Genomic DNA, 26865 nt, shown 5'->3' with positions numbered 1-26865 from the left:
GAGGTCAGTTATGTTTGCAGCAGGATTTCTCGGTATGGCGGCGCTGATCCTCATCGCCATTCTGGCATCGACCAACCGCAGGGCCATTCGCCTGCGCACCGTGGGGCTGGCGCTGGCCTTGCAGGTCGCCATCGGTGCCCTGGTGCTCTATGTACCGTTGGGGCGCCGGGCGCTGGAGGGGATGGCTCACGGGGTCGACGCCGTGCTGGCAAGCGGCAAGGCGGGTATCCACTTCCTGTTTGGCAACCTGGTCAACTTCTCGGTGGACGGCATCGGCTTCGTGTTTGCCCTCAACGTGCTGCCGCTGGTGGTGTTCTTCTCGGCGCTGATCGCCGTGCTCTACTACCTCGGCATCATGCAGCTGGTGATCCGCTTCATCGGCGGCGCCATGGCGCGGCTGCTCGGCACCTCCCAGACCGAATCCATGTCGGCGGTGGCCAACGTCTTCGTCGGCCAGAGCGAGGCACCGCTGGTGGTCAAACCCTACATGCCCAAGATGAGCGATTCGGAGTTCTTCGCCGTCATGTGCGGCGGCATGGCCTCGGTTTCCGGCACCGTGCTGGCGGGCTACGCCATGATGGGTGTGGACATGCAGTACCTGCTGGCCGCCTCCTTCATGGCGGCGCCGGGCGGGATCCTGTTTGCCAAGCTGATCATCCCCGAAACCAGCCAGCCGGACTATGTGTTCGACAACAGCATCCAGTTTGATGGCAAGAAGCCGGAGAACGTGCTGGCGGCGGCAGGCGAGGGGGCCAGCAGCGGCCTCAAGCTGGCGGCGGCCATCGGCGCCATGCTGATCGCCATGATCGGGCTGGTGACCCTGGTCAACACCCTGCTGGGCGGGGTGGGGGAGATGGTGGGCATGCCGCTCTCCCTCGAACTCATCCTGGGCTGGATCTTCTCGCCGCTCGCCTTCCTGCTCGGCGTGCCGCTGGCGGACATCGGCATCGCCGGCGCCATGATCGGCAAAAAGCTGGTAGTGAACGAGTTTGTCGCCTACAGCGACCTCTCCCCCTACCTGAAAGACGCCAGCACTGTGACCGCCGCCGGCCTGCAGGTGCTGGAGGAGAAGTCCAAGGTGATCATCAGCTTCGCCCTGTGCGGCTTTGCCAACCTGGCCTCCATGGGGATCCTGATCGGTGGCCTCGGCACCCTCTGCCCCTCCCGCACCGACTTCATCGCCCGCTACGGCCTGCGTACCGTGCTGGCTGCCACCTGTTCCAACCTGATGAGCGCCGCCATCGCCGGGATCTTCTTCTCCCTGGCCTGAGCGTCCCATCCTTTATCTCGGGGCGCTGCGGCGCCCCTTTCTTATCCCGAAAGGAGCCTTCCATGATTCCTGCTACTGCTTTTGCACCTGCCTGCGCTGCTACCGAGGCCGCCAGCCGAGCCATCCACTTGATGGATCTCACCAGCCTCAACGACGATGACCACGACGCGCGCATCATCGCCCTCTGCCATCAGGCGCAGACCCCGGTCGGCAACACCGCTGCGGTCTGTATCTATCCGCGCTTCGTGGGGCTGGCCAGGCTCACCCTGGCGGCGCAGGGCACCCGCCCGGGCGCTGGTGCGCGGCTGCAAGGCGTTGTGCGGGACGCGGCTGCTCAAGGTGATCATCGAATCCGGTGAGCTGCAGGAGCCCGCGCTTATCCGCGCCGCCTCCCTGCTTGCCATCGAGGAGGGGGCCGATTTCATCAAGACCTCCACCGGCAAGGTGCCGGTCAATGCCACCCCCGAGGCGTGCCGCACCATGCTGGCGGCCATCGCCGAGTGTGGTGCGCAGAACCGGGTGGGCTTCAAGGCGGCTGGCGGGGTGAAAGGTGCGCAGGAGGCGGGAGAGTATCTGGCCATGGCGGCCGCACTCTTTGGCGATGAGTGGCTGGTTGCCGATCGCTTTCGCTTCGGTGCCTCCAGCCTGCTCGGCCAGTTGCTGGCCACTATCGAGGGCAAGAAGCCGGTTGCTGCCGACGGCAGTTATTGAATCATTCCCATCCAGTCCGGCGCCCGGCGGGGCGCCCCTTTGCACAGGTGCATGCCATGTCCCATCCCCGTTTTCATTTCGTGCAGGCCCACGGCAAGGTGCTGCTGTTCACCCTGCTCATCAGCCTCTCTTTCCCCATCGGCAGTGCCCTCACCGCGGTGCTGGACCCGCTGGTGGTCACCTGGGCGCGCTACCTGCTGGCGGCGCTCACCTTCGTGATACTGCTGGCGTGTCAGCGCCGTCTGGTGCTGCCTGCGCTGCGGGATCTGGGGCGTTATACCCTCATCTCGCTGCCGGCCCTCTGCTACTTCGTCGCCATGTTCGTGGCACTGCAGGAGACCAGCGCCCTCGATGCCAGCGCGCTCTACACCACGGTACCCCTCATCAGCGCGCTGGCCAGCATGCTTGTGCTGCAGCGTCGCATCGGCTGGTCGATGGCGTTCGCCTTGCTGGGGGGCATGGTGGCGGCCGCTCTCATCATCTTTCGCGGTGAGCTGAGTCAGCTGGCGAGCCTGAGCCTCACCCCCAGCAACCGCATCTATCTGCTCGGCTGCGTGGGGATGGCGCTCAACCCCATACTGGTGAAGCGCTACTACCGGGGCGAGTCGTTTGCCCACCTCACCTGCTGGACCCTGATCTGCGCCACGCTGCTGCTCACCCTGGTGGCTGCGCCGCGGCTGCTGACAACCGACTGGCAGCAGGTGTCGCTGCCACTCTGGCTCGGCCTTGCCTATCTGGCGCTGTTTGCCACGGCGCTCAGCTTCTTTCTGTTCCAGCAGGGGAGCGTGGTGCTGCAGCCGGAGCAGGTCTCGGCCTACACCTACCTGATCCCGGTGCTGGTGCTGTTGATTGGCATGCTGAGCGGGGAGGAGGTGATCTGGCGGCAGGTGGGCTGGGGCGTGCTCGGCGTGCTGCTGACCATGGCGGTCATGGTGCTGGTGCCCGCTCGGCAGGCACGCCGTGCCTGAATGGGTCAGCGGGCGGGCTGGTAGTAGTCGAGATACCAGCGCACGAACGCGGCGACCCCTTCCTTGATGGAGGTGGCGGGGCGCAGGCCAGTGAGGGTGTGGAGGGGCTGGCTGTCGGCCCAGGTGGCGTGCATGTCGCCCGCCTGCATCGGCAGCATCCGCTTGATGGCGGGCTTGTCCAGCACCTGTTCCAGCGCCTCGATGAAGTCGAGCAGCCGCACCGGCTGGCCATGGCCGATGTTGAGGATGCGGTAAGGCGCGGCGCTCTCGGCCGGACTCTGCTCGCCGGCGTGCCAGTGAGGGTTGGGGCGGGGCGGCAGCTCGGCGACGGCGAGGATCCCCTCGACGATGTCGTCGATGAAGGTGAAGTCGCGGCTGAGATCGCCCTGGTTGTAGACGTCGATGGGCTCGCCCGCCAGGATGGCGCGGGTGAACTTGGCGATGGCCATGTCGGGCCGGCCCCAGGGGCCGTAGACGGTGAAAAAGCGCAGCCCCGTGGTGGGCAGACCGTAGAGCGCCGAGTAGGCGTGGGCCATCAGCTCGCCGCTCTTCTTGGTGGCGGCATAGAGGGAGACCGGGTGGTCCACCTGCTGATCGGCACTGAACGGTAACTGCTCGCCCATGCCGTAGACCGAGCTGGAGGAGGCGTAGATCAGATGCCGAATGTCGTGCTGGCGGCACCCCTCCAGCACCGTCAGCATGCCGGTGAGGTTGCTCTCGCTGTAGGCAAACGGGTTTTCCAGCGAGTGGCGCACCCCCGCCTGGGCGCCCAGGTGGATCACCCGCTCGAACTGCCCCTCGGCAAACAGGGCGGCCATGCCGGCCTGGTCCGCCAGCTCGCCCTGCACGAAGCGAAAATGGGGGAAGGGGGTCAGCATCGCCAGACGAGCCTCCTTGAGGCTCACCTCGTAGTAGTCGTTGAGGTTGTCCAGCCCCACCACCTGATGACCCGCCTCGCACAGCCGTCTGGCCACGTGAAAACCGATAAAGCCGGCGACGCCGGTGACCAGATACTTCATGGTTGGGGTCCTGTGCAGATCATGGGGCTCCTGACGGTGATGGGAAAAGGGGCTGCGCGCTTTGTAGCAGAGCCGGCGCGTCTGTGCCATGGCAAACCGCCGGTGTCGGCGCGACGGGCGGCGGCTCAGGCGCGGCATGCTGCATCTTGGTGCAGCGGCTGTCAATGGAGAATGACAGGCACCAAAACGGGGCGTGGGCGGCAACTATTGTGATCATGGTCGCAAAAAATAGACTGAACCCCATAACGAAGCCCTGCGGACAGGGCTCGCGCCCGCCAGACGGGCAACAGACACTCTTTCACTTCGCTATTGGATACCGGTTATGGACAGCACCCCTGGCTCGGCGCACTCCGTTCGGACTGCGCACCCCCTCTATGAAGACGTCATCGCCCTGCTGACCGCGGCCGGCTTCGTCTCCCTCGGCATCTTTCTGTTTCATCAGGTCGGTCTGCTCACCGGCGGCACCGCCGGGCTGGCGCTGTTGCTGCAGCAGGTGACGGGGCTGAGCTTCGGCCTGCTGTTCTTCGGCATGAACCTGCCCTTCTATGCCCTGGCGTGGCTCAGGATGGGGCCGCGCTTCACCCTCAATACTTTCGTCTCGGTGGCGGCGGTCTCCTTCATGACGGATCACCTCAACGCCGTGCTGCAAATCGGCAAGATTGAGCCGGTCTACGCGGCGCTGATCGGCGGCACCCTGATTGGCATGGGGCTGCTCATCATGTTCCGCCACAAATCGAGCCTGGGCGGCTTCAATATCCTGGCGCTGTTTATCCAGGATCGGTTCGGCATCCGCGCCGGCAAGCTGCAAATGGGGCTGGATTGCACCATCGTCATCGCCTCCTTCTTCGTGGTGCAGCCCTGGATCCTGGCGCTCTCGGTGGTGGCGGCCATCATCTGTAACCTGGTGTTGACACTCAACCACAAGCCGGGCCGCTATCAGATCGCTTGACGAGTAAAGAATCATATGAGGCTGTTTGGCAGGCGATTAGCCCGCCCGCCTTGCAAGCAAACAGAGCGCCTGATGGCGCTCTGTTGCTATCTGCCGCACGGCCATCACCGCATCACACCACCATGGGCAGCCCGCTTTCGGGATGGAGGATCACCTGGGCCGGGTAGTCGTAGAGCCGGTGGATGAGATCAGGCGTTAGAACCTTGCGCGGGGTGCCGTCGGCCATCACTCTGCCCTGTTCCAGCATCACCAGCCGGTCGGCGTAACGGGCCGCCAGATTGAGGTCGTGCAGCACCACCAGCACGGCGGTATGGCGAGCGGCGAGGGCGCGCGCCATGGTGAGCAGCTGGTGCTGGTACTTGAGATCAAGCGCCGAGGTGGGTTCGTCGAGCAGCAGCAGGCGCGCTTGCTGCGGTTCGTCAGGTGCCTGCCAGATCTGGGCCAGCACCCGGGCGAACTGCACCCGCTGGCGCTCCCCGCCGGAGAGGCCGGGATAGAGGCGGCCGGCCAGGTGATCGACCCCGGCATGGGTCATGGCGGCCCGGACTATCTGGTCGCGCCGGCTGGCCGGTTCGCTGTGGGGCAGCCGGCCCATGGCCACCACCTCCTCGCACAGGAAGGGGAAGTTCAGGGACGAGCTCTGCGGCAGCACCCCGACCCGATGGGCCAGCTCGGTGCCGGCCCACTCTTGCCGTTCCCGGCCAAACAGGCGGATCTCTCCCTGATGTTCCAGCTCGCCGGTGAGGCATTTGAGCAGCGAGCTCTTGCCGGCGCCGTTGGGGCCGAGCAGGGCGGTGAGGCTACCCGCCTGCAGACTGAGGTCGAGCCGGTCCAGGATGAGGCGGCCGCCCCGGCTGAGGCTGAGCTGGCGACAGTGCAGCAGGGTCGATGAAGCAGACAAGAGGAGTCCTCCGGTTAAAGCGTCCGGCGGCCCTTGACCAGCAGCCAGATGAAGAAGGGGGCGCCCAGCAGGGCGGTGATGATGCCGACCGGCATCTCGGCCGGCGCCAGCAGGGTGCGGGCCAGCATGTCGGCGCCCAGCAGCAGGGCGGCCCCGAGCAGGGCGGAGAGCGGCAGCAGCCGGACGTGGTTGGGGCCGGCCAGCAGCCGCACCAGGTGGGGTACCACCAGGCCGACGAAACCTATCATGCCGGCCACCGCCACCGCTACGCCGACCCCGGCAGCAGTGAGCAGGATCAGCCGCCGCTTGAGGGACTGCACCTGGATGCCGAGGTGGCGCGCCTCCCCTTCACCCAGCAGCAGAGCGTTGAGGGGGTTGGCATCGCGCAAGAACAGAATGAGCAGGGCAACCAGGGTCAGCAGCGCGAGCGCCACGTCCACCGGCTTGCCCGCGGCCAGCGACCCCATCTGCCACAGGCTCAGGTTGCGCAGCATCTGATCGTCGGCGAGATAGGTGAGCAGGCCGATCACGGCGCCGGACAGCGCGGTGACGGCCACCCCGGCCAGCAGCATGACGGTGACCGAGGTGCCGCCTTCCCGGGTGCCGAGCAGATAGACGAGGGTGGTGGTCAGCGCCCCGCCGAGAAAGGCGAGCAGGGGCAGCAGGCCGATGCCGAGCAGGCTCTGCCACTGCTGGCCGAGGGGGGCCAATAGCACGATAGCCAGCGCCGCGCCGAGCGCTGCGCCGCCGGAGACCCCGATGATGCCGGGGTCGGCCAGGGGGTTGCGAAACAGCCCCTGCATTACGGCGCCGCAGAGGCCGAGAATCCCCCCCACCGCGATGCAGAGCAGGGTACGTGGCAGGCGGATCTCCTGCACGATCAGCAGCTTGTGGGCCTCAATCCCGCTCCCTTGGCCGGCGAACAGGGCGCGCAGGCTCTCGCCAAAAGAGAGGGCCATGGGGCCGGTGGCCAAGGATCCGACCAGTAGCAGCGCCAGTGCGCCGCCGGTGAGGCACAGCAGCCAGGGCAGTGGCAGACGCATCATGAACCCAGCTTGAGCCACTTGGCGATCTGGCTGGCCTGCTGCAGCGAGGTGAGGCTGAGCCCCCCTTGCAGGGCGTGACCGTCGATGGCGTGGATGGCCCTGTTCTTGCCGGCCGGGGTGGCGGAAAGGGCGGGCACCTGGCTCAGCACGGTTTCAGGATCCTGATACTGCTGCCAGTCGCGGCCGCTCACCAGCACCAGATCGGGCTGCAGCTCGATCAGGGATTCGGTGGAGACTGGCTTGTAGTCTTGCAACTGGGCCACCGGGTTGATGCCGCCGGCCAGGGTGAGCAGGGCACTGGCGGTGGTGTTGCCGCCGGCGATGCTGGTGGGCTGGCCCTTGTGCAGCAGCAGGAAGACCACCTTGAGCGGCTTGTTCTGCTTCGCCTGGGCGGCCAGCTGCTCGCTCTGGGCCTGGATCTCGGCTTTCAGGCGGGTGCCGGCGGCCGGATCCTTGAGCAGGGCGGCCAGGGTATCGATGCGCTGGTTGAGGTTGGCGAGGGTAGGGGCGGTGGGCAGCACGTCCACCTCGACCCCGGCCCGGCGTAACTGCTCCAGGGCCGGCGGTGGCCCCATCTCGTCGCTGCCGACCAGCCGGGTCGGCGCCAGGCTCAGGATCCCTTCGGCGGCGAGGGCGCGGTGATAGCCGACCCGTGGCAGGTTTTTCGGCTCTGGGCTGCTGATGTCGGTGGCGATGAGGCTCTGCTCACCGCCCAGCGCCAGAATGAGTTCCGTGGTGGCCGGGCCTATGCTGACGATACGTTCCTGCGCCAGAACGGGCAGGGACAGAGCTGAGCAGCCGAGCAGGCTGAGTGCGAGGGCAAAACGACGGCCCATGCTAACCTCCGAAGGGTGAATGAAGTTGGGTTGCCGCCGAGAATATCAAGCCGTCGAAAAAAATGCACTGAGAATGAAAGCGATTATCAATTGCATTGGTTTGGGGCCTTCATTACAGTATCCGCCATGACAGAACAGGGATGCCGCAGGCACCCCAAGGGAGAACCGATGAGCATTGCACAACGCATTCATGGGCTGCTGGAACAAGATCCCAGCGCTCACCCATCCACCATCGCCGCCGAGCTGGCCGTCAGCGAATGGGAGGTGGTACGCCACCTGCCGGCCGAGCTGGTCACCCTGGTGCCCGCCGAGCAGGCCGAAGCCCTGCTGGCGGATCTGGCCGACTGGGGCCAGGTGACCACCATCGTCGAGTCCGACGGCTCCATCTTCGAGGTGAAGGCCCCCTTCCCCCGTGGCAAGAGCGCCCGTGGCTACTACAACCTGATGGGGCGCGACGGCGAGATGCACGGCCACCTCAAGCTCGACAACGTGGCCGGCATCGCCCTGGTCAGCAAGCTGTTCATGGGCAAGGAGGGGCACTCCTTCCAGTTCTTCGGCCACAGCGGTCGCTGCATTTTCAAGGTCTATCTGGGGCGTGACGAGCAGCGTCAGCTGCTGCCAGCCCAGGTGGAACGCTTCATGGCCCTGCGCCACCAGTATCAAGAGGAAGTCAAAGCATGAGTGAACGTCAGGAGCGTCTGCAGAACCGCCTGCAACCGGAGATCCGCGAGTTTCGCGACGGTTGCCGCACCCTGCAGCTGGCGACGGTGGACAGTGAAGGCAACCCCAATGCCAGCTATGCCCCCTTCGTGCTGCAAGAGGATGGCTACTATGTGCTGATTTCCGAGATCGCCCGCCACGCCCGCAACCTGCAACAGGTGCCCAAGGTGTCGCTGATGCTGATCGAGGACGAGAACGGGGCCCGCGAACTGTTTGCCCGCAAGCGCCTGACCTTCGATGCGGTGGCCGAAGTGGTGGCCCGCGACGACGTGCGCTGGGAGCAGGCCATTGCGGCGCTGGAAGGGCGCTTCGGCGAGATAGTCAAAGGGCTCTCCAACCTCAAGGATTTCGTGCTGTTTCGCCTCAAGCCCGAGCAGGGGCTGTTCGTCAAGGGCTTCGGCCAGGCGTTCCGGGTCTCCGGCGACGAGCTGGTGGACTTCGTCCACCTGGTGGAAGGGCACAAGCGCGTCGACAACGGCGCCGAGCTGACCAGCCCGGCCGATGCGCCGGTCTGATCCACGCGATCACGAACATGACAAAACGGGCAGACCTGGGGCTGCCCGTTTTTTATGGACGGTTTTCCCTTAATCCTGCCAGGAGGCCTTGTTGGGGAAGGCGTCGCGGTCGGCCCGGGTGGCGGTCTCGTTGCACTCGCCCCGGATCTTCCAGGAGGTCTGGCTGAGCACTATGTAGCCTTCGCGGCAGTATTTGCGCTCGGCCAGCGCCTGGGTGAGCTGGGCATCCTGCAGCGCTTCACGCCGCTCCAGCAGGCTCTTGCTGCGACTCAGGCGGCTGCCGTCATCGTCCTGCAGGCGGGTGGGCAGGGTATCGAGCGGGGCGGCTTCGAAGGTGAAGCGCTTGCTCCCCTCCTCGTTGATGTGGGTCCTGAACAGGGGGGCCGGGCCATCCGGCTGGCGCCCCGGCAGGCCTGAGCAGGCGGTGATTGCCGGTAACAGCAGCGTGAAGGCAACGGCAGAGAGTAGACGCACACAAGACTCCAATCGGGTGATCGCTTCAGAGCGGGCAGATTAACATGTCCGCTCGGGTTGGGTGGCGCCGAGCAGCTCATCCGTCGTGAGCAGGGTCACGCTTCTGCCTTTTGGCAGGCTGAGGTGACGCCACATCCAGTGATGGTGCTCGATGATCTGCTCCGCGCTCAGGTGGGGCCTGTCCGCTGTGGTATGGGCGTCGGTCACCGCCACCACCTCGAAGCCGCGGGCGGCGGCACTGCGCAGCGTGGTGTCGACGCAAAAATCGGTGGCACAGCCGCAGACGAGCAGCCTGTCCACCGGCTGCTCCGCCAGCAGGAAACCGAGCTCGGTGTCGAGGAAGCTGTCGCAGGCGGTCTTGCGTACCCGGCTGTCATGCCCCTGCGGGGCGAGATCGGCGTGCAGCTGCCAGCCCGGACTGGCGGGATCCAGCTCGGTGCCGGGTTCGTCGTGCTGCACATAGATGACACGACCCTGTTCTGCCCGCACGCGTTCGGCCAATCGATTGATATTGGCGATGACCTGGCTGTCCTGATGGCGAGGCTGGGTGAACAGCCCCTGTTGCATGTCGATGACCAGTAACACATCCATATGAAATCCTTGGGCAAATGTTTGTCAGGGGGGCAGCCACTGGGCTCCTCAGACGCAAGGTCAGGGTTGCAGCCACTGGCTGCAGTCACGACTGCGGGATTGATGCAGTGCGCCCATATCTTGCTTCATTTCATCGGCATTTAGCCAGCGTTCCGGCAGGGGGGCGATGCCGACCCGCACGTCGGCAACCCGGCCGGTCGCAGCTTGACCCTCACCCGCTTGCGGCGTCGTCAGCTCCGGCACGACCAGCGCCACCTTGAGATCCGGGTTGCGGCTGGCGATACGGCTGGCCAGCCCCAGCCCGCCCTCTACGTGGAAGTTGCCGGCGATGTGCATGATGCGCCGGCCGGGGTGGCTGCGCAGGTAATCCACCATGCTCTCTGCCATGGTGTCGTCCCAGCTGGTCTGGGCGGCAAAGCGGCGGGCGTTGCTGTCGGCATCCCCATGATGGAGCGAGGCCATGAACTTCTGGCGATAGGGATCATCGCCGAGGGTGAGGGTGCGGGCCAGCTGGCTGCGACGGTTGGCGGGTAGCTGATCCAGCCAGGCCGGCCCCTCCTGGCCGACACAGCTCACCAGCGGTTTGGGCGCATTGGCGGCGATGACCGGCAGGTGGTGCGCCTTGGCGAACTCCACTAGCGGGCGATAGTCGCTCTGGTAGTTGGGCCAGGCGTTGCCGTCACGAATGAGGGCCGCCTCGCCGATGCGACCGGCCAGGTAGGCATCCAGCACCGGCTGATCGGCGCGGCTGAACTGCTCCATGGAGAGCACCAGAGGGTGACCGTCTGCGGCCAGGCCCGCCAGCATTCTGGCCTGCAGCAGGTGCACCGCCGGGTGGGTGTGCAGCTCGCCCACCAGCACAATGTCGGCATCTGCCACCCGGGCCAGGGCCTGCTCGAGGGTCAGCGCCTCCCCCTGGGTAGCCTTGAGCTGATAGTGATAGAGGGTGCCGGCATCGTTGACGGGGGCCGTCGTGGCACAGGCGGCCAGCAGCAGGGGCAGGGTGAACAGGGGCAGTAGTCGGGTCATGGATGTCTCGCAGCGATGAGGTGCCTGCACCATACAATGGCAGCATGGCGGGCGGGAAAACAGAGGGGCGTAGTGTAGAACCGAATTATGACAAAAGAAAATGAGAATGATTCCGTTTATTGTTGATCTTTGTCGAGAGGTGGGTAAGATGCCAGCTGTTTGATAACAGTTCTCAATAAGGATTTGCAGTGGCCCATAACAACACCCTATCGCTGGTCGCCCTTGCCGTGGCGGCCGGCCTCGCTTCCCCGGTTTTTGCGGCGGACAAGAAAGCAGATGAAGTCATGGTGGTCAGTGGCTCTCGGATGGAGCAGAAACTGGAGGATGTCTCCGGCCCCATCTCGGTCATCACCGCCGAACAGATTGAAGAGCAGGTGGTGAGCAACGTCGCCGACCTGTTCCGTTACGAACCGGGCGTCACCGCCCTCGGCGGCGCCGGCGATGCCCAGACCTTCATCATTCGCGGCATGGGCGAGAACCGGGTCAAGATAGTGCGCGACGGCGTGCGCCAGAACGATGCCTACAAGAACGGCGGCGTGGGTCAGAGCTATTTTGACACCGACATGATCAAGCAGGTCGAGGTGGTCAAGGGACCGGCCTCGGCAGCCTACGGCTCCGATGCACTGGGCGGCGTCATCGCCATCACCACCAAGGATGCGGCCGATTTCCTCAAGGGGCGCGACAGCTACCTGGATGCCACCACCGGTTATGCCTCCAGCAGCCACCAGAAGATGGCCGGCGTTACCGGGGCCCTGCGCGCCGGCGCGTTCGAGAACCTGCTGCGTTACACCTGGCGTGACGGCGGGGTGACCCAGAACTACGACGGCGACAAGAACGAGTTCGACATCGTCAGCCAGGCCGTGCTGTTCAAGAGCCAGTGGAACCTGAGCGATGCCCAGTTCCTCAAGCTGACCGTCGACTACTTCAACGAGGGGCAGGACCCCGATGCCGTCGACCTCACCAAGGCGGACTCGGTCTTCAACCAGCCGATCACCGACAAGGAGACCGACAACCTGTCGCTGGTGCTGGATCATGGCATCGCCCTGAACGCGCCCTGGGTCGATCGCATCGACAGCAAGCTCTACTACGCCCGCACCAAGCAGACCATGGATCAGTACGCCTCTTCCAAATACCCGGTGCGGCCGACCAACCCCTACGTGACCAAGAACTCGCTGGACAACAACGGTTTCGAACAGAAGAGCCTGGGCGCCCAGCTGAAGTTCAGCAAGGCGCTGGCGAGCCAGCGGCTGGCCTGGGGCCTGGAGTATGAGCACACCGACAACGAGCGGACCCGCTTCAAGGCACCGACCGTGCCGGGGGATTTCGTCGGCTACAACGAGCTGAGCTTCCCCTCCACCACCACCGAGCACGGCGCCCTGTGGGCGTTCGACGAGCTGAAGTTCGGCGAGCGCTGGGTACTGACGCCGGGTGCCCGCTACGACTACTACCGGATGAACCCGGATCAGGATCCCGCCTACACCGGCGAGAACCTCAAGCGCTTCTCCGAAGGGGAGTTCTCGCCCAAGCTGGGGTTGGTGTTCAAGGCGCACGAGGCGGCCAACCTGTTCGCCCAGTACAGCCACGGCTACAAGACCCCCATGTATGACAACGCGTTCTCCACCCTGAACCACCAGGCATACGGCTATCGCATCGAGCCCAACCCGAACCTCAAGCCCGAGAGCAGTGATGGCATCGATCTGGGTGTGCGCGGCAGCGCCGGCGGCTTCAGCTATGAAGTGGCCACCTTCTACAACAAGTTTGAAGACTTCATCGAGTTGGCCGGAGTCGGCACCGAGGGCCGCACCGCGCTGTATCAGTATCAGAACCTGGACAAGGCGACCACCAAGGGGGCCGAGGCCAAGGCGGACTACTGGCTGAACGATCTGGTCAACGTCTGGGGCAACCTCTCCTACATCGAGGGCAAGGATGGCGACGGCAACTACATCAACAGCCTGAGCCCGCTCAAGGGGACCCTGGGTGTTCGACTGGAGCAGCCCAACTGGAACATCAACACCGCCCTGCGCTTTGCCGACGACATGAGCAAGGTGGGCAAGGATGCCAAGGGCAACGACAACATCAAGAGCGCGGGCTGGGGCGTGGTGGACATCTATGCCCAGTTCAAGCCGGTGCAGGATCTGCAGTTCAACGTGGGCGTCTTCAACTTGTTCGACAAGGAGTACGTCAACTACGAGAGCATCACCGGTCAGAGCGCCAGTGCCAGCACCAGCCGCCAGACCGAGCCGGGGCGCAACCTGAGTGCACGGGTCAAGTACGTGTTCTGATGAATACACACCACGACAAGGGGCCTGCGGGCCCCTTTTTCATGGCGGGAACCGGGCCCCCGATGGCGGACAAAAAGGCGGCCAAAAAGAAACCCGCCGAAGGCGGGTGGAAGGATTGCAACACTAACCAGGAGGAGGTGTTACTCAATAGACACCAGCCTTGCGTCAATAGTTCAATTTTATTGATGTTTTTCATTATTATCTGCGTGGCGTCCCACCCGGGATCGCAGGATCCCCACCGACAAATCGGTTATCATTTGTGCCCCCGTTTCTCAGTGTCGAGGATCTATGCCCGCCTTCTCCTGGTTAGCCCTGTTTTTTGGTGCTTTCTACTTCGTCTACGGTGCCTATCTGCCGTTCTGGTCGCTCTGGCTGGAGGGGATCGGGGTCAGCGCCGAGATGATCGGCCTGCTGCTCGGCGCGGGCATGGCGATCCGCTTTGCCGGCAATCTGATGGTGATGGGGCAGATCAAGGGGGCGGGGCACCTGCTGCCGGTTACCCGTCTGCTCAGCCTGCTCAGCCTGCTGACCTTCCTCGGCTTTTACCTCAGCCACAACCTCTGGTGGCTGGTGGGGCTGACCCTGGTGGCGAACTTCATCTACCCGACCCTGATGCCGGTGGGGGAGGCGCTGGCCACCCGCATGGTGGTGCAGGCACACCTCGACTACGGCAAGGTGCGCCTGTGCGGCTCGTTCGCCTTCATCGTCGCCTCGACCCTGGTGGGGGCGCTGGTGGGGAATTTTGGCAGCGACTGGATACTGCACACCATGGTGGCCGGGCTGCTGCTGATGCTGCTGCTGAGCTGGCTGCCGCTGCATCCGGCGCCGCAGGACATTCAGGGCGAACGGGCCAAGGCTTCCCTGCTCGATACCCTCAAGTCCCCCTCGGTGCGCCGTTTTCTGCTGATCTCGGCTCTGCTGCAGGGCAGCCACGCCGCCTACTACGGCTTCAGTGCCATGCACTGGAAGGCTGCGGGCTACAGCGGCACCACCATCGGTTATCTGTGGGCGCTGGGGGTGGTGGCGGAGATCGGCATGTTTGCCGCCGACAAGCGCTTTCTCAACCGCTTCGGCGCCCAGACCCTGTTTCTGGTGGGGGCGCTGGGCTGCGTGGTGCGCTGGATCCTGCTCGGTGCCTCCACCGAGCTGTTGGTGCTGGTGGCGGGTCAGCTGCTGCATGCGGTCACCTTCTGCGTCAGCCACCTCGGCGCCGTGCGCTTCATGACCCGCCAGCTGCCGGCCGAGCAGCTGATCCCGACCCAGGCGCTCTATGCGGCGCTGGGGCTCGGCATGACGGTGGCCGCCCTGATGACCCTGTGCGGCCTGCTGTTCGAACCGCTGGGGGGCGGCATCTTCTTCCTGATGGTGCTGGTGGTGCTGCCGGTGTTCGTGCTGCGCCTGCGGGAGGGCGAAGTGAAGGCCGCCTGAGTCGCCCTATCCGGTCAACAACCACATTGATCAGCAACGAAAAAGGGGAGCCTCGGCTCCCCTTGTTGCATGGTGACGGCTGGCTCAGGACTCCTGCTCAAAGGCCAGCAGATCCCCGGGTTGGCAGCCCAGTTCGCGGCAGATCGCCTCCAGGGTAGAGAAGCGCACCGCCTTGGCATGGCCGTTTTTCAGGATGGAGAGGTTGGCCTCGGTGATGTTGACCCGCAGGGCCAGCTCGCGAGCAGTCATTTTGCGTTCGGCCAGCAGGGCATCGAGTCGGATGATGATGGGCATGGGTTCCTCACACCGTCAGTTGTTGTTCATCGGCCAGCCGCTTGGCCTCGCGCATCACCAGCGCCAGCGCCGATACGATCAGCCCGGCCAGCAGCAACTGGAAGTCCGATGAACCTATGTTGATCTGGCCGTGCAGCTCGGGCCCCGGCAGGGTGAGCACCATGTCCAGCAGCGGGGTCGTGATGATTTTGGTGACGAAACTGACACAGAGCAGCAGGCCGATCAACTGGTAGCGGCGGATCTGGCTGAAGGTGAACAGCATGGCCTGCCGATAGCCGCGAAACAGCTGGAGCAGTTGCCACAGCATCAGCATGAACACCAGATCCGGCAGCAGCATCACCAGGGTGCCCAGCAGACGAGTGCCCAGGTTGAGGGGGTAGTCGGCAATCGAGGGAGCCGTGCTGGCCAGCGCCGGCTGTGCCATGGTCAGGGGGACATGGTTGAGCACCGAACTGTCTTGCACCGCCAGTGCGTCGATCAGCTCCTGCTGCAGGTAGTCGCTGCCGCCGAGCAGCTGGGACCAGACCCCCATGACCGTCATGAGCGGGGTGGCCAGCAGGGCGAACAGCAGGATCCATTCGATCAGGTTGCTCATGCGTTCGAGCTTGTTGTGTTTCATCGCTTACCTCTTGGAGTGAAAGGGTGGGCCACGCGCAGCACCGAATTATTGTTTATCAATAAACACAGCTAGATGTTTATCGTTTTTCGATATTTATTCAGCCGTTTTTTATTGAAAAACGATAAATTCTTGCTGCAATAAGAGGATGACATTTTTCGGGCGGCTCTCTAGACTGGCTGCTGCTGCGCTTGAATCTTCAACACGGACAAGAGGTTACAGATGCACCAGGGATGGTTGCTGATCGGATTGTCGCTCTCCTATCTGGGGCTGCTGTTTCTGATCGCCTACGTGGCGGACAAGAACAAACGTCGCCGTTTAAAGGGGCAGCCCCTGCTCTACAGCTTGTCGCTGGCGGTCTACTGCACCTCCTGGACCTTCTTTGGCACGGTGGGCCAGGCCAGCGAGTCGCCCTGGTCACCGGTACCCATCTATCTGGGGCCCATGCTGGTGTTCCTGTTCGGCTGGCGCTTGCTGGCCCGCCTCATCCTGGTGGCCAAGCGCGAGCACATCACCTCCATCGCCGACTTCATCGCCGCCCGTTACGGCAAGTCCCAGCGCCTCGCCATGGTGATCGCGCTGATCGCCATCATGGGCATACTGCCGTACCTGGTGTTGCAACTGAAAGCCATCGTCACCGGGCTGGATCTGCTGATGGCCAACTCTGTGCCTACCGGCCCCACCGGCAATACCGCCGGGCTGGCCCTCGGCGTGGCCCTGCTGCTGGCCCTGTTCAGCATTCTGTTCGGCACCCGCCATCTGGACGCCACCGAGCACCACCGCGGCATGGTGGTGGCCATCGCCTTCGAATCCGTGGTCAAGCTGCTCGCCTTCATGGCGGTGGGATGCTTTGCGCTCTGGCTTATCCTCAGCAAGCCGAGCCAGGCCCGCACCCTGGTGGCCAGCGACTTTCTCGATGCGGTGGTGGCGGTGACGCCGGGCAGCCTGCTGGAGCTCGCCATCTACACCCTGGTCGCCATGTGCGCCGTCATCTGCCTGCCGCGCCAGTTTCACGTGACCGTGGTGGAGAACAACCAGGGCCAGGATCTGCACTGGGCGCGCTGGCTGTTTCCGCTCTACCTGTTCGTGATGGGGCTGTTCATTTGGCCGCTGGCGCTGGCGGGCAAGCAGTGGGTGGGGGCCGGCATGGCCTCGGATACCTATGTGATCAGCCTGCCCATGTCGCTCGGTTTCGACGGCATGGCGCTGCTGGCGTTTCTTGGCGGCACCTCGGCGGCCACCGGCATGGTGATCGTCTGCACCATCGCGCTGGCCATCATGGTCAGCAACGATCTGGTGCTGCCGGTGCTGCTGCGCCGCTTCTGGCAGCAGGGGCGGGACGAGCGGCTGGTGCGCCTGCTGCTGCAGGTGCGCCGCGGCGCCATCCTGCTGATCCTGCTGGCGGCCTGGGGGCTCTACCTTTGGCTCGGGGATCTCACCAGCCTGTCGCGCATCGGCTACCTGTCGTTCGGCGCGGTGGCCCAGTTTGCGCCGGCGCTGCTGCTCGGTCTCTACTGGCGGCACGGCAACCGCAAGGGGGTCTACCTCGGTCTCGCCCTCGGGGTCAGCCTCTGGTTCGCCACCCTGCTGGCGGAGAGCGGCCTGCTGGCCGGCTCGCCGCTGGCGGCCCTGCTGGCGCCGCCGGACTGGCCCGCGTTTCGCGATCTCAGCCTGGGGGCCTGGTGCATCTTCCTGAGCCTGTTGCTCAATCTCATCGGCTATGTGGCTGGCTCCCTGCTGTCGCAGGCGGCGGTGAGCGAGCGGCTGCAGGCGGCCAACTTCGTCGGCAAGCCGAGCCGCGACACCACGGCGCTCTATCAGGCGCGGGTCTCGGTCAAGGAGCTGGAGATGCTGGCGGCCCGCTTCGTCGGCTCGAGCCGGGTCAAGCGGGCCTTCGGTCGCTTCGCCGGCGAGCGGGGCGGCACCCTGGCACCCCAGATGCAGGCCTCCGCCGAGCTGATTGCCCACACCGAGCGGCTGCTGGCCGGGGTGTTCGGCACCTCGTCCGCCCGCCTGGTGCTGGCCTCGGCCCTGCAGGGGCGCAACATGCAGCTCGAGGAGATCGCCACCATAGTGGACGAGGCCTCTGACGTGTTTCGCTTCAACCGCGGCCTGCTGCAGGGAGCCATCGAACACATGGGGCAGGGGATCTCGGTGGTGGATAGGGAGCTGAAACTGGTGGCCTGGAACCGGCGCTACATCGAGCTGTTCCACTATCCGCCCGGCCTCATTCAGGTGGGCCGCCCCATCGAGGAGATCATCCGCTACAACGCCGAACAGGGGCTGTGCGGCCCCGGCGATGTCGAGGCCCACGTAGCGCGGCGGGTCGCCTTCATGCAGCGCGGCAGCCAGCATATCTCGGCGCGTGAGCGCCCCGATGGCCGGGTAATCGAGATGCAGGGCAACCCCATGCCGGCGGGCGGCTTCGTGATGACCTTTACCGACATCACCCCGTTTCGCGACGCCGAGCGGGTACTGCGGGAGGCCAACGAACACCTGGAGGCGCGGGTGGCCGAGCGCACCCACGAGCTCTCCGAGCTCAACCGCCAGCTGCTGCTGGTGAACCAGCAGGTGGAGCGGGCCAACCACTCCAAGAGCCGCTTCCTGGCGGCGGTGAGCCACGATCTGACCCAGCCGCTCAACGCGGCCAAGCTGTTTACCTCCTCCCTGCTGGAGATGCTGCCGCCGGCGGACGAGCCGGCCCGCATCGCCCGCCACATCGACGATGCGCTGGGGGCGACCGAGGATCTCATCACCGATCTGCTCGACATCTCGCGGCTCGAAGCGGGCAAGTTCAAAGCCAAGAAACTGGATTTTGCCCTGCGCGACGTGTTCGACAACCTCAAGGCGGAGTTTGGCGTGCTGGCGCAGGCGGGGGGGATCCAGTTCTCGGTGGTGGAGAGCGGTGTGGCGGTCTACAGCGACGTGCGCCTGCTGCGGCGGGTGCTGCAAAACTTCCTCACCAACGCCTTTCGCTACAACCCGGGCGGGCGGGTGCTGCTCGGCTGCCGCCGGCTCGGCGACAAGGTGCGCATCGAGGTGTGGGACAACGGCCCCGGCATTCCGGCCGACAAGCAGGAGGCGATCTTCGACGAGTTCTCCCGCCTCGATCACTCCCGCACCGCGCGGGAGCAGGGGCTGGGGCTCGGCCTTGCCATCGCCCGCGGCATTGCCCTGGTGCTCGGCCACAACCTGACCCTGCGCAGCTGGCCGGGGGCGGGCTCGGTGTTTGCCATCACCCTCAATCTGGCGACCCGTCCTGTCGCAACGACGCAGGTGGCGGCCCCCACCCAGCGCGACAGCCAGCTGGAGGGGATCCGGGTGCTCTGCATCGACAACGAGAGCGACATCCTGATCGCCATGCACTCCCTGCTGGGACGCTGGGGCTGCGAGGTGGTGTGTGCCCAGAGCCTGGCCCAGGCGGAGGATCTCATCGCCGGGGGCTTCCTGCCGCAGCTGGTGCTCTCCGATTACCATCTGGACGACGGCAAGACCGGGCTGCAGGCGCTGCACATGCTGCGTCTCGCCCACGGCAACGACATCGGCGGCATCATCATCAGTGCGGATCGCAAGAGCGAGCTGCAGGCGCAGATCCGCGAACACGGCTACGGCTACATCAGCAAACCGGTCAAGCCGCTCAAGCTGCGGGCGCTGATGAACAGCATCTTGCGGCCGGCCAAACTTGATGATGATCACGAAACCGGGAATTCGTCCGAATTTTAATCGACGGCTCCCAGCCGGCAAGATCGGCACTTTCTGACACAAAAAAGCGCCTTTTCTTCTCGTTTGAGGCTCACTTTCGATAAAAAGTGGTTTATTAATAACCGCTCGGGGGTTTGCCCTCCCTCCTTTGACTCCCTTATAGTCAGGTCGCGATTATTTTTGTCGCAAATCAAGTTGTGCAAAAGGCAAACCGGATGAAAGTCCGGGACGCAAAGCTTCCGGTCTAAGGGTCAGCAGTACCTAAGATAGCGGGGCCACCACAGGTTGTTTCGTCCATGGGCCAAGCCATGGTGCGATGTTGTCTGCGTTACCTGTCAGGTTGCGTTGCCTTTTTCGTTATCTATTCCAAGAACGAAATAAGGATATTCAACTATGTTAAGTCCAAAACCCTCCGTACTGGCGTTGTTGGTCGGGGGTCTGTGTGCCTCCTCCGCCTTCGCTGCCGCCCCCGGCAAGCCCACCATCGGCTGGGGCGAAACCAAGTTCGCCATCGTCGAAGTGGATCAAGCCGCCACCTCCTACAACAAGCTGGTCAAGGTGCACGCCGATGGCGCGCCGGTCAGCGTGAGCTGGAACCTCTGGTCCGGTGATGTCGGCCAGACCGCCAAGGTACTGCTCGACGGCAAGGAGGTGTGGTCCGGTGCCGCGTCCGCCTCCGGCACCGCCAACTTCAAGGTCACCAAGGGGGGCCGCTACCAGATGCAGGTGGCGCTGTGCAACGCCGACGGCTGCACCCTCTCCGACAAGAAAGAGATCCTGGTGGCCGACACCGACGGCAGCCATCTGCTGCCGCTCAAGGCGCCGCTCAAGGAGAACAACAAGCCCTACGTCAACAAGACCGGCAAGGTGATGGGGGCCTACTACGTGGAGTGGGGGGTCTATGGTCGCAAGTTCACCGTGGACAAGATCCCGGCCCAGAACCTGACCCACATCCTCTACGGCTTCACCCCGATCTGCGGTGGCAACGGCATCAACGACAGCCTGAAAGAGATCTCCGGCAGCTTCGAGGCGCTGCAGCGCTCCTGTGCCGGCCGCGAGGACTTCAAGGTCTCCATCCACGATCCCTGGGCTGCCATCCAGATGGGGCAGGGCAATCTCACCGCCTATGACGAACCCTACAAGGGCAACTTCGGCAATCTGATGGCGCTCAAGAAGGCCTATCCGGACCTGAAGATCCTCCCCTCCATCGGTGGCTGGACCCTCTCCGACCCCTTTTTCTTCTTCGGTGACAAAACCAAGCGCGACACCTTCGTCGCTTCGGTGAAGGAGTATCTGCAGACCTGGAAATTCTTCGATGGGGTGGACATCGACTGGGAATTCCCGGGGGGCCTGGGGGCCAACCCCAACCTCGGCAGCCCCTCCGACGGCGAGACCTACGTGCTGCTCATGAAGGAGCTGCGCGCCATGCTCGACGAGCTGAGCGCAGAGACCGGCCGTACCTATGAGCTCACCTCCGCCATCAGTGCCGGCGGTGACAAGATTGCCAAGGTGGACTATCGCGCCGCCCAGCAATACATGAATCACATCTTCCTGATGAGCTACGACTTCAACGGCGCCTGGACCAACACCGGGTTGGGCCACCAGACCGCGCTCTACGAGTCGAGCTGGGATCCCAACACCAAGTACACCACCGACAAGGGGGTCAAGGCGCTGCTGGGTCAGGGCGTCGAGCCGGGCAAGGTGGTGGTGGGGGCCGCCATGTATGGTCGCGGCTGGACCGGCGTCAGCGGGTACCAGGGCAACAACCCCTTCACCGGCACCGCCACCGGCCCGATTGCGGGGACCGAAGCGGAAGGGATCTGGGAGAAGGGGGTCATCGACTACCGTGGCATCGCCAAGGGCAAGATGGCCGGCGACTGGCAGTACAGCTATGACGAAGTGGCCGAGGCACCGTCCGTGTTCAAGGCTGCCACCGGCGAGCTCATCACCTTCGATGACGAGCGCTCGGTCAAGGCCAAGGGGCAGTACGTGCTGGCCAACCAGCTCGGCGGCATGTTCGCCTGGGAAATCGACGCCGACAACGGCGACATTCTCAACGCCATGCACGAGGGGCTGGGCCACGGCGATAGCACACCGCCGGTCAACAAGCCGCCGGTGGCCAACGCCGGCACCGATCTCGCGGTGACCGGGCCGGCCCAGCTGGTGCTGGACGGTTCTTCCTCCCGCGATCCGGAAGGGGCGGTGCTGAGCTACAGCTGGGCCCAGATCTCCGGTCCCAAGGCGACCCTGAGCGATGCCACCCAGGCCAAGGCCAAGGTGAGCGTCGATGCGGTGAGCCAGGACGTCAATCTGGTGTTCGAGCTGACCGTGACCGATGACCACAACCTCAGCGCCAAGGATCAGGTGGTGGTGACCAACAAGGCGCCGCAACCCAACCTACCGCCGGTCGTCACGGTGCAGGACAAGGTCTCGGTGCAGGCCGGCAAGCAGGTGAGCATCACCGCCAGCGCCACCGACCCCAACGGCGACACCCTGAGCTATCAGTGGAGCGTGCCGGCCGGGCTCACCGCCAGCGGTCAGAACAGCAAGACCCTGGTGGTGACGGGCCCCAGCGTCACCGTGGAGACCGGTTATGACCTCACCGTCACCGTGACCGACGGCGCCCTGGATGCCCAGGGCAAGACCCGCCTCACCGTGACCCCGGCCAGCGGTGGCGGCGACTGCAACGCCACCGATCCGGATGCCGCCAACTGGCCGGCCTGGAAGGCCTCGACCACCTACAACGGTGGCGAGAAGGTGAGCCACAACCAGCTGGTGTGGCAGGCCAAGTACTGGACCCAGGGCAATGAACCGAGCCGCACCGCCGATCAGTGGAAGCTGATAAGCCAGGTGCAGCTGGGCTGGGATGCCAGTGTTGCCTACAACGCCGGTGACGTGACCACCCACAACGGTCGCCAGTGGAAGGCCCAGTACTGGACCCGCGGCAATGAGCCGGGCAAGCACGACGTCTGGCAGGACATCGGCGCCGCCAGCTGCAAATAACCTCACCGTTAAACCCATCGGGGCATGCCAGGCATGCCCCCTTTTTTCCCCATAACAACAAAGAGCACCACCATGACCACATGCACCACACGTCTTGCCTGCCTGATCGGCGCAGCCCTGGCAAGCGGCCCGCTGCTGGCCGCCGTTCAGCCACCCACCCCGCTGGTCTTTGACGCCACCCGTCCGCAGAACGATCTGCAGGGGTCGCTGCTGGCCGGCGTCCAGTTTGCCCAGAGCCAGATCCTGCCCGCCCACCCGCGGGAGGGGGACAACCAGCCCCACCTCACCGCCCTGCGCAAGAGTCTGCTGCTGGTGCGCCCGCTGCAGGCCGGCAACCAGGCGCCGCTGGCACTCGAGGCCCGCGACGGCGCCGGCAAGCTGCTCGGCAGCCTCACGCTGGATCCCCCCTCCCGCCTGCCCAAGACCGCCTACTACCTGGAAGGAACGCCGGAGGAGGGGGTCGACTTCACCCCGGGCCCCGGCACCAGCACCGTCATCAACAGCAGCAGCGAGCTGGCCAGGCTGAGCGATCCGAGCGGCGCCTTCCTGCTCGGCAAGCTGCAGCCCCATGCCCTGGTCACCATCCAGACCGCCGACGGCCGCTGGGTGCGCGACATCCACCTGCCGCGCGACGCGAGCCTGGAGGGCAAGATGGTGCGCCTCGCCTCCAATGCCGGCTACAACTCCACCGTCTATTTCAGTGGCCGTCAGGTGACTCTCTCCCGCGGCCAGAGCCAGCAGTTCAAATTCGTGCGCGGTCAGTGGATCCGCGATGGCGAGCTGGAAAACAACGGCATCACCTATGCCAGCGATGCCTGGAGCGCCGTGCTGCCGGCCGAGTGGATCATGCCCGGTCTCACCCTGCGCCTGAGCCAGGGGGATCTGAGCGGCGAGCTGAACGACCTCAAGGTGGGGGCGCCGGGGGAGCTGCTCATTCACACTATCGACATCGGCATGCTGACCAGCCCGCGCGACCAGTTCGCCTTTGCCAAAGATAAAGAAGCCCAGCGGGAGTACTTCCAGACCATTCCCGCCAGCCGCCTCATCGTCAGCCAGTATGCGCCGCTGTCGTTGCCGGAGGTGATGCTGCCGGATGGCACCCTGCTCACCGACTTTGATCCGAGCGAGGGGGGCTGGCACAGCGGCACCATGCGCCAGCGCATCGGCAAGGAGCTCATCTCCCTTGGCATCGACAATGCCAACTACGGCATCAACAGCACCGCCGGGGAGGGGGAGAACAGCCATCCCTACGTGGTGGCCCAGCTGGCGGCCCACAACAGCCGTGGTAAGTACGCCAACGGGGTGCAGGTGCACGGCGGCTCCGGCGGGGGCGGCATCGTCACGCTCGACGCTTCCCTTGGCAACGAGTTCAGCCACGAGGTGGGCCACAACTACGGTCTCGGCCACTACGTGGGCGGCTTTGCCGGCTCGGTGCACCGCAGCGCCGATCAGATCAATGCCACCTGGGGCTGGGATGGCGACAAGAACCGCTTCATCCCCAACTTCTTTGCGAGCCGCAGCGGCCAGAGCGCCTGCCTCGACGGCCAGTGCCAGGCGCCGTTTGATGGCCGCAAGTTCGGTTTCGACGCCATGGCCGGCGGCGAGCCGCTCTCCGGCTTCAACCGCTTCACCCTCTACACCCCCAACTCGGCCGCCATCATCCAGCGTTTCCTCGAGAGCAAGGCGGTGTTCGACGCAGCGTCCCCCACCGGTTTCAGCAAGTGGAACGAAAGCCAGGCCAGAATGGAGCCCTACCGCCACCGGATCGATCTCGCCGAGCAGATCACCGCGCCGGTGAGCGATCTGGGAGAGGTGAAACTGGCCGCCTTGCTGGCCGAGTACGATCTGGTCAAGGTGGCCATGTGGGATGGCAACTGGACCCGCAACATCCAGCTGCCGGCCGCCTCGGCGGCCAATCGCGGCCGCATCGTCAGCATCGACCACAACGCCGGCTACAACAGCACCCTCTTCATCAACGGCCAGCAGATCACCGTCTCGCGCGGCTTCAAGAAGAGCTACCGCTCCGACGGCAGCCGCTGGAACGAGGGGGCGCCGACGGATCTGGCGGCTGATCGCAAGCCCGCCGCCTTCGGCGTGCCGGTGACCACCCTGGTCGGCTACTACGACCCGCAGGGGCAGCTGCCGAGCTACCTCTATCCGGCCCTGCACGGCGCCTACGGCTTTGCCTATGGCGATGACGGCGAGCGGCTCGGCAACAGTGACTGCCAGCTGCAGGTGGAGACCCGCGACGGCCTGCTGCGCTTCAAGCTGGCCAATCACCGGCTGAGCGCCAGCGTGATGAACAAGTTCCACGTCAACGTGCCGAGTGCGAGTGAACCGCGCAGCGCCAGCGTGCTGTGCCGCAACCAGTCACAGGCAGAGGCCCAGCTTGCTCCGGCCCCGGCCGGGCTCGGTTACACGGTGAACGGCATGCCGCTGGCGGCACGCTGAGTGTTTTTCTCCTTTCTCCTCGCGCAATGCGAGGTGCCACTGGCGGGGGCCAAGCCCCGCCTTTCATCAAGTAAGAGGTAAATATGATGACAAGAAAGTCCTCTGTGGCCACCCTGCTGGCCGGGTTCTGTCTGAGCGGTCAGCTGTGGGCCGCCAGCGCCTATGACATCAATCAGGGCTATGGCGGCGGCAGCCAGGTCAGTTTCAACGGCCAGATCTACGAGGCCAAATGGTATGCCAATCCGGGCCAGAGCCCGGGCGTGCAGGTCGCCAACGAGTGGGATTCTCCGTGGGCCCTGCTGGGGGCGGGTGAAGCGACGCCACCGGGTGACGGGGAGGGCATAGCCCCGCCCGCGCAGGGAGGCAGCGGCGCCGCTGACGGCAGCATCGTCTACCTGAGCCAGAGCGAGCTGGATGCCAAGGAGCATGCGCTCACCGACTTCCCGGCCATGACGGCGGTCAAGGACTCCATCGCCACCCGCGACAATGCCGTGGTCGAGGCGGTGGCCCCCGGTTTGCCGCTCAACCCCGCCAACGTCAAACGGGTAGAAGGGCTGCTCAGCGAATCGCAGTTCAACTTCCTGTTCCCGCTGCGGGCGCCGGAGTACACCTATCGCGGGTTCCTGCAGGCGGTGGCCAAGTTCCCGGCCTTCTGCGGCGACTACAGCGACGGGCGCAACGCCGAGGCCATCTGCCGCAAGTCGCTGGCTACCATGTTTGCCCACTTCGCCCAGGAGACCGGCGGTCACGAGAGCTGGCGCCCCGAGCCCGAGTGGCGCCAGGGCCTGGTGTGGGTGCGGGAGATGGGCTGGACCGAGCAGATGCGCGGCGGTTACAACGCCGAGTGCCGACCGGATGTGTGGCAGGGTCAGCAGTGGCCGTGCGGCAAGTTCGGCAACGGCGAGTTCAAGAGCTACTTCGGTCGTGGCGCCAAGCAGCTGTCGTACAACTACAACTACGGCCCCTTCTCCGAGGCCATGTTCGGCACTGTGCGTACCCTGCTGGACAACCCGGAGAAAGTGGCAGACACCTGGCTCAACCTGGCCAGCGCCGTGTTCTTCTTCGTCTATCCGCAGCCGCCCAAGCCCTCCATGCTGCACGTGATCGACGGCACCTGGCAGCCCAATGACCACGACCGGCAGAACGGCCTGGTGCCGGGCTTCGGGGTCACCACCCAGATCATCAACGGCGGGGTGGAGTGCGGCGGCGCGGCCGAGCATGCCCAGTCCCAGAACCGCATCAATTACTACCAGGCCCAGGCCCAGTATCTGGGGGTACCCGTGCCGGCAGACGAGGTGCTCGGTTGCAAGAACATGAAGGTCTTTGACGAGGCGGGCGCCGGCGCCCTGCCCATCTATTGGGAGAACGACTGGAGCTATGTGCCGGGCAACCCCAACGGTGGCAAGAGCTACGCCTGCAAGCTGGTGGGCTACCAGACCCGCTTCAGCGCCTTCAAGGAGCGTGACTACAGCCGCTGCGTGCAGCACTTCTTCCCCGAGGTGGTGATCGAGGACAACGGCGGTGGCACCAACCTGCCGCCGGTGGCCAGCATCAGCGGCCCGAGCGAGGCGCTGGGCGGCGCCACCGTGCTGCTCTCCGGCCAGGGCTCGAGCGATCCGGAAGGCAAGCCCCTCAGCTACGCCTGGACCCTGCCTGCCGGGGCCAGCGCCTCGGATCTGACGCAGTCCACCCTGAGCGCCATCCTGCCGCCGACCCCGACCAGCGACACCCGCTACGGCTTCGTGCTCAAGGTGACCGACGACAAGGGGCTGAGCCGCAGCGCCACCCACGAGATCCTGATCAAGGGCAGTGGCGGTACCACGCCTCCGGATGGCAACCCGCCCTACAAGGAGGGCACCACCTACAAGGCCGGTGACAAGGTGAGCAACCTGGGCGGCAACTACCAGTGCAAGCCCCATCCCTACACCGGCTGGTGTGCCGGCGCGGCCTGGGCCTATGAGCCCGGCAAGGGCACGGCCTGGAGCGATGCCTGGATCAAGCTGTAACGGCATATCCGCGCAATAAAAAAGGCCCGTCAGGGCCTTTTTTCATGGGGTGAA

The 26865-nt window shown here is 64.9% G+C and carries 20 protein-coding genes, 1 pseudogene and 1 riboswitch; of the genes and pseudogenes, 12 read left to right on the top strand and 9 right to left on the bottom strand.

Annotated elements, in window-relative coordinates:
* The first annotated feature begins 10 nt into the window (after positions 1-10).
* The 3 genes and pseudogenes from ACB032_RS17050 (at position 11) to ACB032_RS17040 (ending at position 2949) form a co-directional block, all read left to right on the top strand.
* Positions 11-1270: a NupC/NupG family nucleoside CNT transporter gene (locus tag ACB032_RS17050; RefSeq protein ID WP_060388665.1), complete on the top strand. Its 1260-nt coding sequence runs from the start codon at positions 11-13 to the stop codon at positions 1268-1270.
* Positions 1271-1332: 62 nt separating this feature from the next.
* Positions 1333-1981: pseudogene (locus tag ACB032_RS17045) on the top strand (deoxyribose-phosphate aldolase).
* A 56-nt stretch (positions 1982-2037) separates the two neighbouring features.
* Entirely contained in the window at positions 2038-2949 is a 912-nt protein-coding gene (locus ACB032_RS17040) for a DMT family transporter (RefSeq protein WP_224479999.1), read from the top strand.
* 5 nt (positions 2950-2954) lie between these two features.
* Here ACB032_RS17040 and ACB032_RS17035 read toward each other — a convergent pair whose 3' ends face one another.
* Positions 2955-3968: an NAD-dependent epimerase gene (locus ACB032_RS17035; protein WP_371138390.1), complete on the bottom strand. Its 1014-nt coding sequence runs from the start codon at positions 3966-3968 to the stop codon at positions 2955-2957.
* A gap of 322 nt (positions 3969-4290) precedes the next feature.
* Here ACB032_RS17035 and ACB032_RS17030 point away from each other — a divergent pair, with 322 nt between their 5' ends.
* Positions 4291-4917, top strand: a complete 627-nt coding sequence (locus ACB032_RS17030; RefSeq protein WP_371138389.1) for a YitT family protein — start codon at positions 4291-4293, stop codon at positions 4915-4917.
* Positions 4918-5029: 112 nt separating this feature from the next.
* Here the strand turns inward: ACB032_RS17030 and ACB032_RS17025 are convergent, their stop codons facing one another.
* The 3 genes from ACB032_RS17025 to ACB032_RS17015 are packed head-to-tail and all read right to left on the bottom strand — an operon-like array spanning position 5030 to position 7700.
* A complete protein-coding gene (locus ACB032_RS17025; protein ID WP_371138388.1) occupies positions 5030-5818 on the bottom strand; it encodes a heme ABC transporter ATP-binding protein in 789 nt (262 codons plus the stop codon).
* 14 nt (positions 5819-5832) lie between these two features.
* Positions 5833-6864 (bottom strand): iron ABC transporter permease, encoded by a 1032-nt coding sequence (locus ACB032_RS17020; protein WP_010634923.1) that lies wholly within the window; start codon positions 6862-6864, stop codon positions 5833-5835.
* Positions 6861-7700 carry a hemin ABC transporter substrate-binding protein gene (locus ACB032_RS17015; RefSeq protein WP_371138387.1) on the bottom strand — a complete coding sequence of 280 codons (840 nt, stop codon included), beginning with the start codon at positions 7698-7700 and terminating at the stop codon, positions 6861-6863. The genes ACB032_RS17020 and ACB032_RS17015 overlap by 4 nt, the downstream gene beginning before the upstream one ends.
* Before the next feature lie 168 nt (positions 7701-7868).
* Here ACB032_RS17015 and hutX point away from each other — a divergent pair, with 168 nt between their 5' ends.
* On the top strand, positions 7869-8381 hold the full coding sequence (hutX, locus tag ACB032_RS17010; protein ID WP_219311747.1) for a heme utilization cystosolic carrier protein HutX: 513 nt from the start codon (positions 7869-7871) through the stop codon (positions 8379-8381).
* Positions 8378-8935 carry a heme utilization protein HutZ gene (gene hutZ / locus ACB032_RS17005; RefSeq protein WP_011704904.1) on the top strand — a complete coding sequence of 186 codons (558 nt, stop codon included), beginning with the start codon at positions 8378-8380 and terminating at the stop codon, positions 8933-8935. The genes hutX and hutZ overlap by 4 nt, the downstream gene beginning before the upstream one ends.
* A gap of 69 nt (positions 8936-9004) precedes the next feature.
* Here hutZ and ACB032_RS17000 read toward each other — a convergent pair whose 3' ends face one another.
* From ACB032_RS17000 to ACB032_RS16990, 3 genes are read right to left on the bottom strand one after another with little or no spacing between them, the layout of a single operon-like run.
* The gene (locus ACB032_RS17000) at positions 9005-9409 is read right to left on the bottom strand and encodes a lipoprotein (protein ID WP_010634919.1); all 405 of its coding nucleotides are present in this window, start codon (positions 9407-9409) and stop codon (positions 9005-9007) included.
* Between the two features lie 39 nt (positions 9410-9448).
* Positions 9449-10000: a cysteine hydrolase family protein gene (locus ACB032_RS16995; RefSeq protein WP_371138386.1), complete on the bottom strand. Its 552-nt coding sequence runs from the start codon at positions 9998-10000 to the stop codon at positions 9449-9451.
* Positions 10001-10060: 60 nt separating this feature from the next.
* Positions 10061-11029 carry a ChaN family lipoprotein gene (locus ACB032_RS16990; RefSeq protein ID WP_371138385.1) on the bottom strand — a complete coding sequence of 323 codons (969 nt, stop codon included), beginning with the start codon at positions 11027-11029 and terminating at the stop codon, positions 10061-10063.
* A gap of 188 nt (positions 11030-11217) precedes the next feature.
* Between ACB032_RS16990 and ACB032_RS16985 the strand changes: the two genes are divergently transcribed.
* Together ACB032_RS16985 and ACB032_RS16980 are read left to right on the top strand one after the other, a co-directional pair.
* Positions 11218-13311 carry a TonB-dependent hemoglobin/transferrin/lactoferrin family receptor gene (locus ACB032_RS16985; protein WP_371138384.1) on the top strand — a complete coding sequence of 698 codons (2094 nt, stop codon included), beginning with the start codon at positions 11218-11220 and terminating at the stop codon, positions 13309-13311.
* A 288-nt stretch (positions 13312-13599) separates the two neighbouring features.
* A complete protein-coding gene (locus ACB032_RS16980; protein ID WP_371138383.1) occupies positions 13600-14739 on the top strand; it encodes a 3-phenylpropionate MFS transporter in 1140 nt (379 codons plus the stop codon).
* Between the two features lie 84 nt (positions 14740-14823).
* Here the strand turns inward: ACB032_RS16980 and ACB032_RS16975 are convergent, their stop codons facing one another.
* Both ACB032_RS16975 and ACB032_RS16970 read right to left on the bottom strand, forming a co-directional pair.
* Positions 14824-15033: a helix-turn-helix transcriptional regulator gene (locus ACB032_RS16975; RefSeq protein ID WP_011704909.1), complete on the bottom strand. Its 210-nt coding sequence runs from the start codon at positions 15031-15033 to the stop codon at positions 14824-14826.
* A gap of 7 nt (positions 15034-15040) precedes the next feature.
* Positions 15041-15652: a DUF2975 domain-containing protein gene (locus ACB032_RS16970; protein ID WP_371138382.1), complete on the bottom strand. Its 612-nt coding sequence runs from the start codon at positions 15650-15652 to the stop codon at positions 15041-15043.
* A gap of 219 nt (positions 15653-15871) precedes the next feature.
* On the opposite strand from ACB032_RS16970, the gene ACB032_RS16965 reads away from it, so the two are divergent.
* The 4 genes from ACB032_RS16965 to ACB032_RS16950 all read left to right on the top strand — a co-directional run bounded on the left by ACB032_RS16965 (position 15872) and on the right by ACB032_RS16950 (position 26811).
* Positions 15872-19372 (top strand): NahK/ErcS family hybrid sensor histidine kinase/response regulator, encoded by a 3501-nt coding sequence (locus ACB032_RS16965; RefSeq protein WP_371138381.1) that lies wholly within the window; start codon positions 15872-15874, stop codon positions 19370-19372.
* Between the two features lie 174 nt (positions 19373-19546).
* Positions 19547-19634, top strand: a riboswitch (cyclic di-GMP riboswitch).
* A 110-nt stretch (positions 19635-19744) separates the two neighbouring features.
* On the top strand, positions 19745-22354 hold the full coding sequence (locus ACB032_RS16960) for a glycosyl hydrolase family 18 protein (RefSeq protein WP_371138380.1): 2610 nt from the start codon (positions 19745-19747) through the stop codon (positions 22352-22354).
* Positions 22355-22426: 72 nt separating this feature from the next.
* On the top strand, positions 22427-24805 hold the full coding sequence (locus ACB032_RS16955; RefSeq protein ID WP_371138379.1) for a M66 family metalloprotease: 2379 nt from the start codon (positions 22427-22429) through the stop codon (positions 24803-24805).
* Positions 24806-24888: 83 nt separating this feature from the next.
* The gene (locus ACB032_RS16950) at positions 24889-26811 is read left to right on the top strand and encodes a glycoside hydrolase family 19 protein (protein WP_371138378.1); all 1923 of its coding nucleotides are present in this window, start codon (positions 24889-24891) and stop codon (positions 26809-26811) included.
* Positions 26812-26865: the final 54 nt, after the last annotated feature.

The sequence above is a fragment of the Aeromonas sp. S5(2024) genome, from assembly GCF_041403025.1.
GTDB classification, from domain to species: Bacteria; Pseudomonadota; Gammaproteobacteria; order Enterobacterales; family Aeromonadaceae; genus Aeromonas; species Aeromonas hydrophila.
This window is presented reverse-complemented; position numbering and strand designations above follow the sequence as displayed.

Excerpts from the sequence above, each read along its gene's own strand:
- ACB032_RS17040 (WP_224479999.1), top strand. The coding sequence starts at position 2,038 with ATGTCCCATCCCCGTTTTCATTTCGTGCAGGCCCACGGCAAGGTGCTG.
- ACB032_RS17015 (WP_371138387.1), bottom strand. The coding sequence starts at position 7,700 with ATGGGCCGTCGTTTTGCCCTCGCACTCAGCCTGCTCGGCTGCTCAGCT.
- ACB032_RS16970 (WP_371138382.1), bottom strand. The coding sequence starts at position 15,652 with ATGAAACACAACAAGCTCGAACGCATGAGCAACCTGATCGAATGGATC.
- ACB032_RS17035 (WP_371138390.1), bottom strand. The coding sequence starts at position 3,968 with ATGAAGTATCTGGTCACCGGCGTCGCCGGCTTTATCGGTTTTCACGTG.
- ACB032_RS16980 (WP_371138383.1), top strand. The coding sequence starts at position 13,600 with ATGCCCGCCTTCTCCTGGTTAGCCCTGTTTTTTGGTGCTTTCTACTTC.
- ACB032_RS16995 (WP_371138386.1), bottom strand. The coding sequence starts at position 10,000 with ATGGATGTGTTACTGGTCATCGACATGCAACAGGGGCTGTTCACCCAG.
- ACB032_RS16965 (WP_371138381.1), top strand. The coding sequence starts at position 15,872 with ATGCACCAGGGATGGTTGCTGATCGGATTGTCGCTCTCCTATCTGGGG.
- ACB032_RS16950 (WP_371138378.1), top strand. The coding sequence starts at position 24,889 with ATGATGACAAGAAAGTCCTCTGTGGCCACCCTGCTGGCCGGGTTCTGT.
- ACB032_RS16990 (WP_371138385.1), bottom strand. The coding sequence starts at position 11,029 with ATGACCCGACTACTGCCCCTGTTCACCCTGCCCCTGCTGCTGGCCGCC.
- ACB032_RS17020 (WP_010634923.1), bottom strand. The coding sequence starts at position 6,864 with ATGATGCGTCTGCCACTGCCCTGGCTGCTGTGCCTCACCGGCGGCGCA.
- ACB032_RS16960 (WP_371138380.1), top strand. The coding sequence starts at position 19,745 with ATGTTAAGTCCAAAACCCTCCGTACTGGCGTTGTTGGTCGGGGGTCTG.
- ACB032_RS16975 (WP_011704909.1), bottom strand. The coding sequence starts at position 15,033 with ATGCCCATCATCATCCGACTCGATGCCCTGCTGGCCGAACGCAAAATG.
- hutZ (WP_011704904.1), top strand. The coding sequence starts at position 8,378 with ATGAGTGAACGTCAGGAGCGTCTGCAGAACCGCCTGCAACCGGAGATC.
- ACB032_RS17030 (WP_371138389.1), top strand. The coding sequence starts at position 4,291 with ATGGACAGCACCCCTGGCTCGGCGCACTCCGTTCGGACTGCGCACCCC.
- ACB032_RS16955 (WP_371138379.1), top strand. The coding sequence starts at position 22,427 with ATGACCACATGCACCACACGTCTTGCCTGCCTGATCGGCGCAGCCCTG.
- hutX (WP_219311747.1), top strand. The coding sequence starts at position 7,869 with ATGAGCATTGCACAACGCATTCATGGGCTGCTGGAACAAGATCCCAGC.
- ACB032_RS17050 (WP_060388665.1), top strand. The coding sequence starts at position 11 with ATGTTTGCAGCAGGATTTCTCGGTATGGCGGCGCTGATCCTCATCGCC.